This window comes from Cypionkella sp., from assembly GCF_034376685.1.
Lineage (GTDB): Bacteria > Pseudomonadota > Alphaproteobacteria > Rhodobacterales > Rhodobacteraceae > Cypionkella.
The window spans coordinates 1-12193 of the sequence record NZ_JAXMJJ010000042.1 but is presented as its reverse complement, the minus strand read 5'-3'; the positions used below and the strand labels follow the sequence as shown (position 1 = coordinate 12193).

Genomic DNA, 12193 nt, shown 5'->3' with positions numbered 1-12193 from the left:
GCCCTCCGGTTATTCAGCGGGAACGGCGTTGTTCGCGTTGATCGCAGCCCTTGAAGGCTGTGCGCGCACCGTCATCCACAGGTTAAAGGCCATGATCAGCGCACCGACGAGGAACATCCCACCGCCAAGCCCGCGCACCACATACATCGGGAACTTCGCCGCAACCGTGTCCGAGAACGCGTTGACGAGGAAACCGTTGGCATCGACTTCGCGCCACATCAGGCCCTCCATGATGCCGGTCACCCACATCGAGCTTGCGTACAGAACGATGCCAATCGTTGCCAACCAGAAGTGCCAGCTGACCAGTTTCAGGCTGTAGAGCCCGTCACGGTTCCACAAACGCGGCGTCAGGAAGTACAGCGCGCCAAAGGTGATCATGCCGTTCCAGCCCAAAGCGCCAGAATGCACATGGCCAATCGTCCAGTCGGTGTAGTGCGACAGGCTGTTGACCGCCTTGATCGACATCATCGGGCCTTCAAACGTGCTCATGCCGTAGAAGCCGATCGAAACCACCATCATCCGAATGATCGGATCGGTGCGCAGCTTGTCCCATGCGCCTGAAAGCGTCATCAGACCGTTGATCATGCCACCCCAGGACGGCATCCACAGGATGATCGAGAACACCATGCCCAAGGTGCCTGCCCATTCCGGCAAAGCGGTGTAGTGCAAGTGGTGCGGGCCAGCCCAGATATACAGGAAGATCAGCGCCCAGAAGTGGACGATCGACAGTTTGTAGCTGTAGATCGGCCGCTCGGCTTGCTTGGGCACGAAGTAGTACATCATGCCAAGGAAACCTGCGGTCAGGAAGAAGCCCACCGCGTTATGGCCATACCACCACTGCGTCATCGCATCTTGCACGCCCGAGAATACCGGAACCGATTGCGAAGACAGGATGCTCACCGGGATCGCCATGTTGTTGACAAGGTGCAGCATCGCCACGGTGATGATCATCGACAGCAAGAACCAGTTGGCAACGTAGATATGCGGTTCTTTGCGCTTCCACAGAGTGCCCATGAACACCAGCAGGAAGGCAACCCAGACAATCGTGATCCAGATATCGATATACCAGACCGTCTCAGCGTATTCCTTACCTTGGGTGCCCCCGGTGATATACGAGGTCGCCGCCAGCACGATCATCAACTGCCAGCCCCAGAACACGAACCAGCCCAGATTGCCGCCCCACAGCCGCGCGCCACAGGTGCGCTGCACGATGTAGAACGCGCTCATGATCAGCGCGTTACCACCAAAGGCGAAAATCACCGCGCTGGTGTGCAGCGGACGCAGACGGCCAAAGTTCAGCACGCCTTCGGTGATATTGCCCAAATTCAGCGACGGAAACGCCAGCTGAAACGCGATCACCACACCAACCAGAAACCCCACGACACCCCAGAAGGTCGTCGCAATCACCCCGGCACGCACCACGCCGTCCATATATTCATTTGCCGGATGCACCCGCACCTCGCCCACATGCCGGATCTCCCACAGAAAGGTGAGAGAAGCGGCAAGCATGACGACGACTGCGTTCACCATATACGGCAGATCATGCGCGAAATTGGCCGCGATCGCGGCCAGAACCGCGACCGTGCCAAGCACGATCAGTTTAACGTAATCCCACATTTTGCGTCCCTTCGACTTGCTCCGGTCCGCTGCTTTATCCGACTAACAGAGTCCGACTCAGACCACGGCCAACGCTTTTGACTGCTCCGCTTCTGGCAGTCCGGGCCGGGGCGGGCCTTGATCCATATCAACAAGCCCCTATCTTAAGTTGATCGAGGTCAAGGCGGTGCACTGTGCCGCAAGCCATAGTCGCACCATGACACCACCCAAAAGGGAGACCGTGTGATGGACTACAAAACGATTCTGACCGTTGTGACCAATGCCGCCGATGCCAAGATGGCGATCAGCGCCGCAGCAAGGCTCGCCCGCGCGCAGGATGCACATCTCGACGTGCTGGTGCTTGGCGTGGATCGCACGCAAATGGGCTATTCCTACATTGGCACTGGCGCCGTTCTGATGCAGGTCGGCATCGACCGTGCTGAAACCGACGCAAAGGCGCTGGAGGTCGAGGCCCGCGCCGCTTTGGCCGCCGAAGGCCCCGATCTGCGTTATGGCTTGGAAACCGTGGTCACGCAGCTTGGTGCGCTGACCGATCTCGTCGCATCCCGCGCCCGTTTCGCCGATCTGGTCGTGCAACCCCGCCCCTATGGCACCGGTGCCGTCGCCGATTCCGAAGCCGTGGTCGAGGCCGCGCTGTTTGACGGTAAAGCTCCAGTTCTGGTGCTGCCAGCCACCGGCTTGGGCAAATACACCCAGCCCAAGCGCATTGTGCTGGCCTGGAACCAAAGCGCCGAGGCGATGACCGCCGCGCGCCGCGCCCTGCCGTTCCTGAAATGCGCAGACAGCGTCAACATCACCGTGGTTGATCCTCCGGCGCAGGGCGAGGAACGCTCGGATCCCGGCGGAATGCTGTGCCAGCTGCTGACGCGCCACGGTGTCCATGCCGAGGTTTCGGTGCTGGCCCGCAGCATGTCGCAAGTCTCGGACGTGCTGACCCGCCATGCCCGTGACCAGAATGCCGACATGCTGGTGATGGGGGCCTATGGCCACTCACGCCTGCGCGAAGCCATTCTGGGCGGCGCCACCCGCAACATGCTGGAACATACCGAAATCCCGGTGCTGATGGCGCATTAAAGCGTTTCGCGAAGCCTTAACCCGCTCTGGCACAAACTCTGGCACAAAGAAAAACCCCGGCCACTTGGACCGGGGTTTTTCTCATCTGAAAGGTATCAACGACGGATATCGTCGTCTTCATCCTCGTCATCATCATCGCCATGCGGCAGGTTGAAGAAGCTGTCGGCATCCGAGAAATCGGCGGGCTTTTCTTCCTGCTCTTCGCGGGTGAACTGCGCCAGACCCGACGGCATCTTCGCCTCGGTATCCATCCCCAGCGATTGCTCGGTCGAGACCAGCTTGCGCCGCTCGTCATCCGTCATCACAGAACCTTCAGCCGCCTTCTTGCGCACCGCCGCCTGTACCGCAGTGTCCAGCTCGGACTGTTTGCACAGGCCCAAAGCCACCGGGTCAATCGCGGTGATATTGTTGATGTTCCAATGCGTCCGCTCACGAATGGCCTGAATCGTCGGCTTGGTGGTGCCGACCAGCTTGCCAATCGCGCCATCCGACAGTTCCGGATGGAACTTCACCAGCCACAGGATCGAGGCCGGACGGTCCTGCCGTTTTGAGAGCGGCGTATAGCGCGGCCCACGGCGCTTTTCTTCGCCAACAGCGCTGGCATTGAACTTCAGCTTCAGCTTGTACAGCGGGTCTTTCTGACCGCGCTCAATCTCGATCGCATCCAACTGGTTGTTGCTGACCGGATCGAAACCCTTCACCCCGGTCGCCACATCGCCGTCGGCAATGCCCTGAACTTCCAACTCGTGCATCCCACAGAACTCCGCCACTTGGCGGAAGGTCAGTGTGGTGTTGTCCACCAGCCAAACGGCGGTCGCTTTAGACATCAGGGGGCGAGACATAGCGCAATCCTCTACAGCAATGCCCGCGAGCAGGCGGGACTTTACAAATCTCCCCCGAGCCGGGAAAACGGCTGCGACCGTAGCCGCGAAGTTTTCGTTTTCAGGGAATTCTCGGCCCATATACTGCGGTTTTCGGCAAAGGGGAAGTGGTAATGCGTCTGCTCTGGTTGGTGATCGCAGCGATTTATCTGGGCCCAATTCTGTTGAACAGCCCCGCGCGGGCCGACGGCGAAAAGGCCGGTGACTTCGACTATTACGTCATGTCGCTGGGCTGGTCGTCAAACTGGTGCGCGCTGGAAGGTGACACCCGCCGCGATCCGCAATGCGACGCCGGGCGTGGCTTCACCTGGACGCTGCACGGCCTGTGGCCGCAATACGAATCCGGCTATCCCAGCTATTGCCGCACCGTGCAGAACGACCCCAATCGCAGCGACTCCGCGCAAATGGCCGACATCATGGGCGGCGCAGGCCTCGCCTTCTACCAATGGAAGAAACACGGCCGCTGCTCCGGCCTTTCCGCCAAATCCTATTACTCTACGATGCGCAAAGCCTACAAATCCGTGGCAATCCCGCCGATCTTCGCCAAAATCACCAAAGACCTGAGCGTGCCCGCCACCGTGATCGAAGACGCCTTTGCCGAAGCAAACCCCGGCATCGCCCGCGACCAGATGACCGTCACCTGTCGCCAAGGCATGATCCAGGAACTTCGGATTTGCCTGACAAAAGACCTGGAGCCCCGCCGCTGCGGCGCGGATACGATCAAGGATTGCACGTTGAAAGATGCGGGGTTGGAGGCGGTGCGGTAGGTAAACGTCCTACTTTCCAAGCTTAACTCGGGGGCATCACGCCTGCGCCAGACGCCCTTTGAACCAAAGCACCAACGCCTCAAAATCCATCTCGCCACTTGCGACAGCAACAACCAAGTCATCCACGGGTTCATCGTCTGGGATATTCAAATAATAGTTGCTGCGATCAATCAAAAGCTCGACCAACAACCAAGCTGTCCGTTTATTGCCATCAACAAATCCGTGGTTGCCAACGACACTATGCAAAAGCGCAGCCGCTTTCTTGGCAAGCGGCCTGTGATAGCCAGAATACGGTCGCGCAATCGCGGATTCGATCAAATGCAAACTCGTCACACCATCTCGACCGCCATAGGTCAATGCCTCATCATGCGCTGTGATAGCGTCGGCCAAAGTCACCCTGTAATGACGACTACCGATCTTTCAACCGCTTCAACGCATCTTTGCGTTTGGAAGAAGCGTCCTTAACGACTGCGGCTGATTTCGCACTTTGAAAAGTCGTGCCCTCAGACGTGACCACTTCAATGAAGCGCCCGCTTTGCGCATCACGCTTAACCCAGCCGCCTTTGACGGGTGTCGTAATCGGGTTAGCTCGCATATTTTCACCCAAAACCGTCTATCGCCACTGATCAGCTTAGCGCAGATTTATGAATTAACCTGAAATTTTCAAAGCCAATTCAACAAAAACTTTTAGGTAGTTGTAAGGGCAGGCTGCACCCTTACTTCTTGTTCTTCTCTGCCGCTGCCTTCAGACGTGCCACCAGTTCTTCCTTGCTGGCCTTGCCGCCGGTTGCCGATTTCTCAGCGCCCAAGCCCTTGCCAACATGGTGCTTCGGCACGTTCTTGTCGCCCTTGGGATTGCCCGATTTGCCATAATCCATCGTAAAGCCTCATATCCAACTTGTGTTGCCCCGGTCATGCCCGAATCCAGCGCATCCCGCAACCCACAGCGAAAACCTCAAGCCCACTTGAACATCTGCCCCCAAACCACGCCCAAGCAGCCTGATCTTGGCCATAAGACATCCTCGCAAGGCACCTTAGGTCAAACTGGCGCAAAAGTTAACAAAACCTTAAATCCACCAATCTAACACATTGACAAACCTAAGATAAATTTTGTCCCGAGTTGGGACCGCCCTAAATCAGCCCCTCACCCGCAAACAAATCCGCCAAATTCGCCTCTGGCCGCGCCCCGAAATGCCCGATCACCTCAGCCGCCGCCACGCAGCCCATCCGCCCGGAAATCTCAAGCGACCGCCCCGTCGCCATCCCATACAGGAACCCCGCCGCGAACTGATCGCCCGCCCCGGTCGCATCCACCGGCACCACCCGACGCACCGGAACCACGGCCCGCTCGTCACCCCGAATGACGATCACCTCATCGCCCGACCGCGTGCAAACCACCAGCCCCGCATCCCCAGCGGCCAGCTTCAACGCCGCATCCAGATCGGTCTGATACAGGCTCGACCATTCATGCTCGTTGCCGATCACATAATCCAGATCCTTCACCAGCCGCCGGAACTCACCGCGATGCCGGTCCACACAGAACGGGTCCGACAGCGCAATCCCCGCCTGCCCCCCCGCCGCCTGACACAGCTTCGCCGCCCGCTCAAACGCCTGCATCCCTTTCGGCTTGTCGTAGAGATAGCCCTCCAGAAACAGCACCGCCGCCTGCCCCGCCACCTCATCCGACACGTCCTCTGGCCCGAGTTCCGAGGAAATCCCCAGATAAGTGTTCATCGACCGCTCCCCATCCGGGGCCACGAAGATCATTGACCGAGACGTCGGCAATTCCCCCCCCGCAACCGGCGCGTTGACGAAATCGGTGCCCCCCGCTGCCATCGAAGACGCATAGAACCGCCCCAAAGCATCATCATGCACCCGGCCAATGAACGCCGTGGTCAGCCCCAGATTGCCCAGACCCGCCAGAGTATTCGCCACCGACCCACCCGGCGCCTGCACCCGCCCCGCCATCGCCGCATACAAAAGCTCGCCGCGTTCGCGCTCGACCAGCTGCATGATGCCCTTTTCGATGCCCATCATCTCAAGGAAACTGTCATCCGCCTGCGCGAACACATCGACAATAGCATTGCCGATGCCGACAACCTGATAGCGTTTCATAGGTTTTTTTCCTCGTACAAGCAGTCATCGACAATCGGGCAGATGCCGCATTTGGGTTTGCGCGCGATGCAGATATACCGCCCGTGCAGGATTAGCCAGTGATGTGCATGGCGCTGAAATTCCGCTGGCACATTGTCTTCAATCGCGCGCTCCACCGCCGTCTCATCTTTCCCCGGCGCGATGCCCGAGCGATTGCCCAACCGGAAGATATGCGTGTCCACCGCCTGCGAAGGCTGGCCGAACCACATGTTCAACACAACATTCGCCGTCTTGCGTCCGACCCCTGGCAACGACACCAAAGCGGCGCGGCTGGAAGGCACTTCGCCGCCGAAGTTATCAAGCAAAAGTCGTGACAGCTTGATCACGTTCTTCGCTTTGTTGCGGAAAAGTCCGATGGTCTTGATATGCTCAATCAGGCCATCCTCGCCCAAAGCCAGCATTTTGGCGGGCGTGTCGGCGATGGCAAACAGCTTGCGCGTCGCCTTGTTCACCCCCACGTCGGTCGCCTGCGCCGACAGGGCAACCGCCACCACGAGGGTAAAAGCGTTGGTATGTTCCAACTCGCCCTTCGGCTCGGCCTCCAAAGCTTGGAACCGGGTAAAGATGCGCTGCATGGCGGGGTAATCGAGCTGACGTGTCATAGCCCCGATATGCCCCAGCGCGCCCAACCCGGCAAGCATAAGCGCAGGAATCGGGTCGCGAATACCTGCCAGCGCCCTTATCTTGTGCGTAAGGAGACCGCTATGACCGATCAATCCAGCTATCATTACGCCGTCATTGCCCGCGCGTTGAAGATCATCGACGAAGGCGGGCCGAGCCTTAGCCTCGACGACCTTGCAGGGCAAATGGGCATGAGTGCCGCGCATTTTCAGCGCACGTTTTCGCAATGGGTCGGCGTCAGCCCGAAACGCTATCAGCAATACCTGACGCTGGATCACGCCCGCCGTCTTCTCGCCGACCGCTTCACCGTGCTCCAAACCGCCCATGCGGCGGGGCTGTCGGGCGGCGGCCGGCTGCACGACTTGTTCCTGACATGGGAGGCCATGAGCCCCGGTGACTATGCCACCGGCGGCGCGGGTTTGGTGATCCGCTGGGGATATTTCCAAACCCCATTCGGTGAGGCTTTGGTGATGGCGACGGATCGCGGCATCTGTGGGCTTGGCTTTACCGAGGAATTTGGTCGCGACTGGTCAATGACAGACCTGACCGCGCGCTGGCCACATGCAACCTATGTCGAAGATCAAAGCATTGCGCCGCTGGTCAATGAAGCGATGGCGGGACGGTCCGCCCGACTGCATCTGATCGGCGCGCCGTTTCAGCTGAAGGTGTGGGAGGCCTTGTTGCAGATACCCTCGGGCCACGTCACCACCTATTCCGAACTGGCGGGGGCTGTCGGCCACCCGACGGCGCAGCGGGCAGTTGGGACGGCAGTAGGGCGCAATCCGATCAGTTTCTTGGTGCCCTGCCACCGTGCCCTGCGCAAATCGGGGGGCTTGGGCGGCTATCACTGGGGGCTTCCGGTCAAGCGGGCGATCCTCGCATGGGAATCGGCACGCGAGGATGCAAGGGTCTGATCCGAGCTTTAGGCCATTCTTTCACATCTGCGCGATAAATTGCCAATCCAGCGTGGGAACCATGCCCCCCGATGCGCGTTGCTGTATATGGATGTTCGAGGCCGAAGCGGCCCACCCAGCAGATTAGAGGCAGCTATGAAGTTCAAGTCCCCCGTTATCATCTCCACCGTCGCGCTATTGGCGCTGACCGCCTGCGTCAATCCTGACGCTTATCCGAATGACCCGAATGCGCGCGCGAAAAACGGCGCCATTGTTGGCGGTCTTTTGGGCGCTGTCGCGGGCGGCACCAGCAAAGGTGACGACCGTCTGGCGAAAGCCGTGATCGGTGGCGCTTTGGGTGCGGCCGTTGGCGGTGCGATCGGCTCCAGCCTTGACGCGCAAGCGGCTGACCTGCGCGGTTCGCTTTCCTCGAACGTATCGGTCACCAACAATGGCCAATATCTGGTTGTGAACATGCCGCAAGACGTGCTGTTCGCCAGCGACAGCGCCACACTGCGCTCGGACTTGACCGCCGACCTGCGCGCCGTGGCAGCTTCGCTGAACCGCTACCCGAACTCGACGATCGAAGTCATCGGTCACACCGACAACACCGCTTCGGCGGCCTATAACCAAGACCTGTCACAACGCCGCGCGTCGGCGGTGGCCAACGTGCTGCGTGACAGCGGCGTGCCGGGTGGCCGTATCGCGGCCTATGGCCGTGGCGAGGATCAGCCGATTGCGTCAAACCTGTCGGCTTCGGGCCGTGCGCAGAATCGTCGCGTGGAAATCATCATCCGCCCGACCAAGTAAGCTCGCAGAATTTGCACAATGGGCCGGGGGAAACCTCGGCCCATTGTCATTTCGGCCTTTGTGATTGAGACACCGCTGGATTGGTCATATATTTGCACCAATCAGCCGGAGCCTCACATGCCCTTCCTCAAGATCGACGCGGAAAAACTGTCGCAATCCGTGGTGCAGCAGATCGAACTGCTGATCCTGCGCGGCATTCTGCGTCCTGGTGAGCGTCTGCCCTCCGAGCGCGAGTTGTCGGAACGCATGGGCGTGTCGCGGCCCAGTCTGCGCGAAGCTGTGGCTGACTTGCAGACACGCGGCCTGCTTTCCAGCCGCCCCAATGCCGGGATTTTCGTGGCCGAGGTGCTGGGATCTGCATTTTCGCCTGCGCTTGTCGGCTTGTTTTCCGCGCATGAGGAAGCAGTGTTCGATTATCTGGACTTTCGCCGCGATATGGAGGGCTTGGCGGCAGAACGCGCCGCACGGCTGGGGTCAGACACTGATCTGGCGGTGATCGCCGCGATTTTCGCCAAGATGGAGGCCGCCCACGCCAAGCGCGACCCTTCGGACGAAGCCGAACTTGACGCGAATTTTCACATGGCAATCATTGAGGCCAGTCATAACGTGGTGATGCTGCACATGATGCGCGCCATGTATGATCTGCTGCGGCAGGGGGTGTTTTACAATCGGCAAGTGATGTTCAAGAACCGACTGACCCGTGATCACCTGCTGGACCAGCACCGCGCCATCAAAACCGCCATTCAAGCGCGCGATCCGATAGCGGCGCGGGAGGCAGTGGCGGCCCATCTGGGGTTTGTCGAAGCCGCTATGGCCGATCAGATCAAAGCCAGCCGGAACGAAGCAATTGCGCGTCAGCGCCTGCACCACGAGCAATCGAAATAGGCTGTTAAAATGAAAAAGCCCGGTGCGAACACCGGGCCTTTCCTGATATTTCCCACAAGCTTAGTGGAACTTGGAGTCAATCGTGGCAATCGCCGCATCAATCGAAGCCGAAGCGGTTTCCGCAGTTGCCTGCTTGGCCAACACTTCGCCCGCCGCAGCCACCGCCACCGAAATCGCGCTTTCGCGGACTTGGCGAATCGCTGAAGCTTCTGCCGAAGCGATCTGCTCTTCAGCCGCAGCCAGACGGCGCGCGATCGAGTCTTTCAGATCGGCCTTGGCCTGCTTGGCAGCAGCCTCAGCCTCTTCCTTGGCGGAGGTGATGATGCGGGCGGATTGCTCCTGCATCTCCAGCTTTTTGGCATCGTAGGATGCCAACAGCGCCTTGGCTTCGTCGCGCAGCGCCCTGGCTTCATTCAGATCGGCTTTGATCTGTGCAGCGCGGGCGTCCAGTATTGCGGCAACCTTGCCCGGCACGCCGAACTTCAGCAACACGCCGACGAAGACTATAAAGGCCAGCAGCACCACGAAGTTGGTGTTGTGCAGCGAGAAGAACGGGCCACCTGCCGCGAAAGCCGGGGTCGTCGACAGGGCCAACAGAGTTGCGATCAGTTTTTTCATCGCTTTACCCTTTCAGCCGAGCAGAAACCGCAGCCGTGATCGACCTAGCATCCGCCTTGCCGCCCAGCGCCGCCACCAATTCTTTGGCGGTGTCTTTTGCCACTTCCGAAATGGCGTCTTGCGCGCCAGCCCGGATTTCATCAATCCGCCCTGCCGATTCCGCAGCTTTCGCGGCGATTTCAGCATCTGCCTTGGCAATCGCAGCATTCAGGTCAGCCTGAATGTCAGCCTTGGCAGCGGTGACGATCTTGCCAGCCTCCACACGGGCGGCAGCCAGTGCTTCGGTATAGGCCTTTTCGGCGGCAACAGCTTTTTGCTTCAGCTCTTCAGCTGCGGCAAGGTCGTTGGTGATCGTGCCGCGCCGCATCGCCAGCGTACCGCCAATGCGCGGCAGAGCGATCAACTTCAACGCCAGGAAGATCACAAGCAAGGTGACGACGAGCCAGAAGATCTGGTTCGGGAAGTGCGCGAATTCCAGCTGCGGCATCCCTGCCTTAGCGGTTTCGTGTGCGCCAGTTACGGCGGCTTCAGTGGTGGTCGTGGTCGCCATTTTGCCCTCCGTCGGACCCTTTTGGAAGTTCAGGGACGCCGCTCAAAGGCGGCATCCCTGACCGTAAGGATGCGAGCGTCAGATCAGACTGCGAACATCAACAGCAGAGCGACGAGGAACGAGAAGATCCCCAGAGCTTCTGCGAAGGCCAGACCGATGAACAGCGTCGCGGTTTGCGAACCAGCTGCCGACGGGTTGCGCAGAGCGCCAGCGAGGAAGTTGGAGGCCACGTTGCCCACACCAACAGCCGCGATGCCCGAACCGATTGCAGCAAGACCGGCGCCGAGGAACTGGCCGAGTTGTGCGATATTGCCTTCCATGGTATTCTCCTTAAGGTGGAATGAGTTAGGTTGATTTACAGACCAGCGGATCAGTGACCCGGATGCAGCGCATCCTTGAGGTAAACGCAGGTCAGCATGGTGAACACATAGGCCTGAATGAAGGCGACAAGCACCTCAAGCCCATACATGGCGGTGATGGCCAGGATCGATGCCGGCGAGATCGCAGCAATCGCGGCAAAGCCTGCGAACACTTTGATCACGGCATGACCTGCCATGACGTTGCCGGCCAAACGAATGGAATGGGTGACCGGACGCACGAAGTAGGAAATCACCTCGATGATCGCGATAACCGGACGCAGCGCCAGCGGGGCGTCTTTCATCCAGAACAGACCAAGGAAGTGGAAGCCGTGCTTGTAGAGACCAAGCAGGGTGACGAAGAAGAATACACCAAAGCCCAGCACAGCGGTGACAGCGATATGCGAGGTGGTGGTGAACGACATCGGCAGCAGGCCGAGCATGTTGGCCGACAGGATGAACAGGAACAGCGTCATCACAAGCGGGAAGTATTTCGCGCCATCATGGCCCGCTACATCTTCCACCATCTTGTAGATGAAATCGTAGGCAACTTCGCCAACCGATTGAATACGCGAAGGAATAAGCGCACGGCCCGACGAGCCGATCACAAAAATCGCGATGATCAGCACCGCAGAAAGGCCCAGCCACATCGTGACATTGGTGATCGTATACCAATGCACCGGACCGTCGCCGAACAGCGGGTAGATCTCAAACTGATCGAACGGGTGAAAAACCAATCCGCCTTCGCTGGGTGCTTCGGTTGCCACGTCAGTCTTCCTCTTGCTGGTCGGCCACCGCAGCGGCCGCTTTTTCCTGCATCTCTTTCGCCGACCACAGCATGGTTTTCACCCCTGCGGCAAAGCCAGCTAACACGAACAGCACCAGAAAGATCGGCATGGTCCCAAACAGGGTATCCAAACCATATCCGATGCCGAAACCGATCATCAGACCGGCCACAAGCTCTAAC

The 12193-nt window shown here is 59.3% G+C and carries 16 protein-coding genes; 5 read left to right on the top strand and 11 right to left on the bottom strand.

Going from position 1 to position 12193, the window contains the following annotated elements:
- Positions 1 to 9 precede the first annotated feature (9 nt).
- Positions 10 to 1617 (bottom strand): cytochrome-c oxidase, cbb3-type subunit I, encoded by a 1608-nt coding sequence (ccoN, locus tag U1A24_RS09450; protein ID WP_322321729.1) that lies wholly within the window; start codon positions 1615 to 1617, stop codon positions 10 to 12.
- Between the two features lie 225 nt (positions 1618 to 1842).
- On the opposite strand from ccoN, the gene U1A24_RS09445 reads away from it, so the two are divergent.
- Positions 1843 to 2691: a universal stress protein gene (locus U1A24_RS09445; RefSeq protein ID WP_322321728.1), complete on the top strand. Its 849-nt coding sequence runs from the start codon at positions 1843 to 1845 to the stop codon at positions 2689 to 2691.
- A gap of 95 nt (positions 2692 to 2786) precedes the next feature.
- Here U1A24_RS09445 and U1A24_RS09440 read toward each other — a convergent pair whose 3' ends face one another.
- Positions 2787 to 3533 carry a DUF1013 domain-containing protein gene (locus U1A24_RS09440; RefSeq protein ID WP_322321727.1) on the bottom strand — a complete coding sequence of 249 codons (747 nt, stop codon included), beginning with the start codon at positions 3531 to 3533 and terminating at the stop codon, positions 2787 to 2789.
- Positions 3534 to 3685: 152 nt separating this feature from the next.
- Between U1A24_RS09440 and U1A24_RS09435 the strand changes: the two genes are divergently transcribed.
- Complete coding sequence (locus U1A24_RS09435; protein ID WP_322321726.1) at positions 3686 to 4339, top strand: ribonuclease T2; 654 nt, start codon at positions 3686 to 3688, stop codon at positions 4337 to 4339.
- Positions 4340 to 4375: 36 nt separating this feature from the next.
- Here the strand turns inward: U1A24_RS09435 and U1A24_RS09430 are convergent, their stop codons facing one another.
- From U1A24_RS09430 to nth, 4 genes are all read right to left on the bottom strand, one after another.
- Positions 4376 to 4729 (bottom strand): type II toxin-antitoxin system death-on-curing family toxin, encoded by a 354-nt coding sequence (locus tag U1A24_RS09430; RefSeq protein ID WP_322321725.1) that lies wholly within the window; start codon positions 4727 to 4729, stop codon positions 4376 to 4378.
- A 326-nt stretch (positions 4730 to 5055) separates the two neighbouring features.
- The gene (locus U1A24_RS09425; protein WP_322321724.1) at positions 5056 to 5217 is read right to left on the bottom strand and encodes a hypothetical protein; all 162 of its coding nucleotides are present in this window, start codon (positions 5215 to 5217) and stop codon (positions 5056 to 5058) included.
- 253 nt (positions 5218 to 5470) lie between these two features.
- Positions 5471 to 6454 carry an adenosine kinase gene (locus U1A24_RS09420; RefSeq protein ID WP_322321723.1) on the bottom strand — a complete coding sequence of 328 codons (984 nt, stop codon included), beginning with the start codon at positions 6452 to 6454 and terminating at the stop codon, positions 5471 to 5473.
- Positions 6451 to 7095: an endonuclease III gene (gene nth / locus U1A24_RS09415; RefSeq protein WP_322321722.1), complete on the bottom strand. Its 645-nt coding sequence runs from the start codon at positions 7093 to 7095 to the stop codon at positions 6451 to 6453. The genes U1A24_RS09420 and nth overlap by 4 nt, the downstream gene beginning before the upstream one ends.
- A 102-nt stretch (positions 7096 to 7197) precedes the next feature.
- On the opposite strand from nth, the gene U1A24_RS09410 reads away from it, so the two are divergent.
- The 3 genes from U1A24_RS09410 to U1A24_RS09400 all read left to right on the top strand — a co-directional run bounded on the left by U1A24_RS09410 (position 7198) and on the right by U1A24_RS09400 (position 9702).
- Positions 7198 to 8028 (top strand): bifunctional helix-turn-helix domain-containing protein/methylated-DNA--[protein]-cysteine S-methyltransferase, encoded by an 831-nt coding sequence (locus U1A24_RS09410; protein ID WP_322321721.1) that lies wholly within the window; start codon positions 7198 to 7200, stop codon positions 8026 to 8028.
- A gap of 135 nt (positions 8029 to 8163) precedes the next feature.
- A complete protein-coding gene (locus U1A24_RS09405; protein WP_322321720.1) occupies positions 8164 to 8817 on the top strand; it encodes an OmpA family protein in 654 nt (217 codons plus the stop codon).
- 117 nt (positions 8818 to 8934) lie between these two features.
- On the top strand, positions 8935 to 9702 hold the full coding sequence (locus tag U1A24_RS09400; protein ID WP_322321719.1) for a FadR/GntR family transcriptional regulator: 768 nt from the start codon (positions 8935 to 8937) through the stop codon (positions 9700 to 9702).
- Positions 9703 to 9762: 60 nt separating this feature from the next.
- Here U1A24_RS09400 and U1A24_RS09395 read toward each other — a convergent pair whose 3' ends face one another.
- The 5 genes from U1A24_RS09395 to U1A24_RS09375 all read right to left on the bottom strand — a co-directional run.
- The gene (locus U1A24_RS09395) at positions 9763 to 10320 is read right to left on the bottom strand and encodes a F0F1 ATP synthase subunit B (RefSeq protein ID WP_322321718.1); all 558 of its coding nucleotides are present in this window, start codon (positions 10318 to 10320) and stop codon (positions 9763 to 9765) included.
- A 4-nt stretch (positions 10321 to 10324) separates the two neighbouring features.
- Positions 10325 to 10870 (bottom strand): F0F1 ATP synthase subunit B', encoded by a 546-nt coding sequence (locus U1A24_RS09390; RefSeq protein ID WP_322321717.1) that lies wholly within the window; start codon positions 10868 to 10870, stop codon positions 10325 to 10327.
- Between the two features lie 83 nt (positions 10871 to 10953).
- Entirely contained in the window at positions 10954 to 11190 is a 237-nt protein-coding gene (locus tag U1A24_RS09385) for a F0F1 ATP synthase subunit C (RefSeq protein WP_322321716.1), read from the bottom strand.
- Positions 11191 to 11240: 50 nt separating this feature from the next.
- Positions 11241 to 11993: a F0F1 ATP synthase subunit A gene (locus U1A24_RS09380; protein WP_322321715.1), complete on the bottom strand. Its 753-nt coding sequence runs from the start codon at positions 11991 to 11993 to the stop codon at positions 11241 to 11243.
- Position 11994: 1 nt separating this feature from the next.
- A partial coding sequence (locus U1A24_RS09375; RefSeq protein ID WP_322321714.1) for an AtpZ/AtpI family protein occupies positions 11995 to 12193 on the bottom strand: 199 nt, incomplete at its 5' end.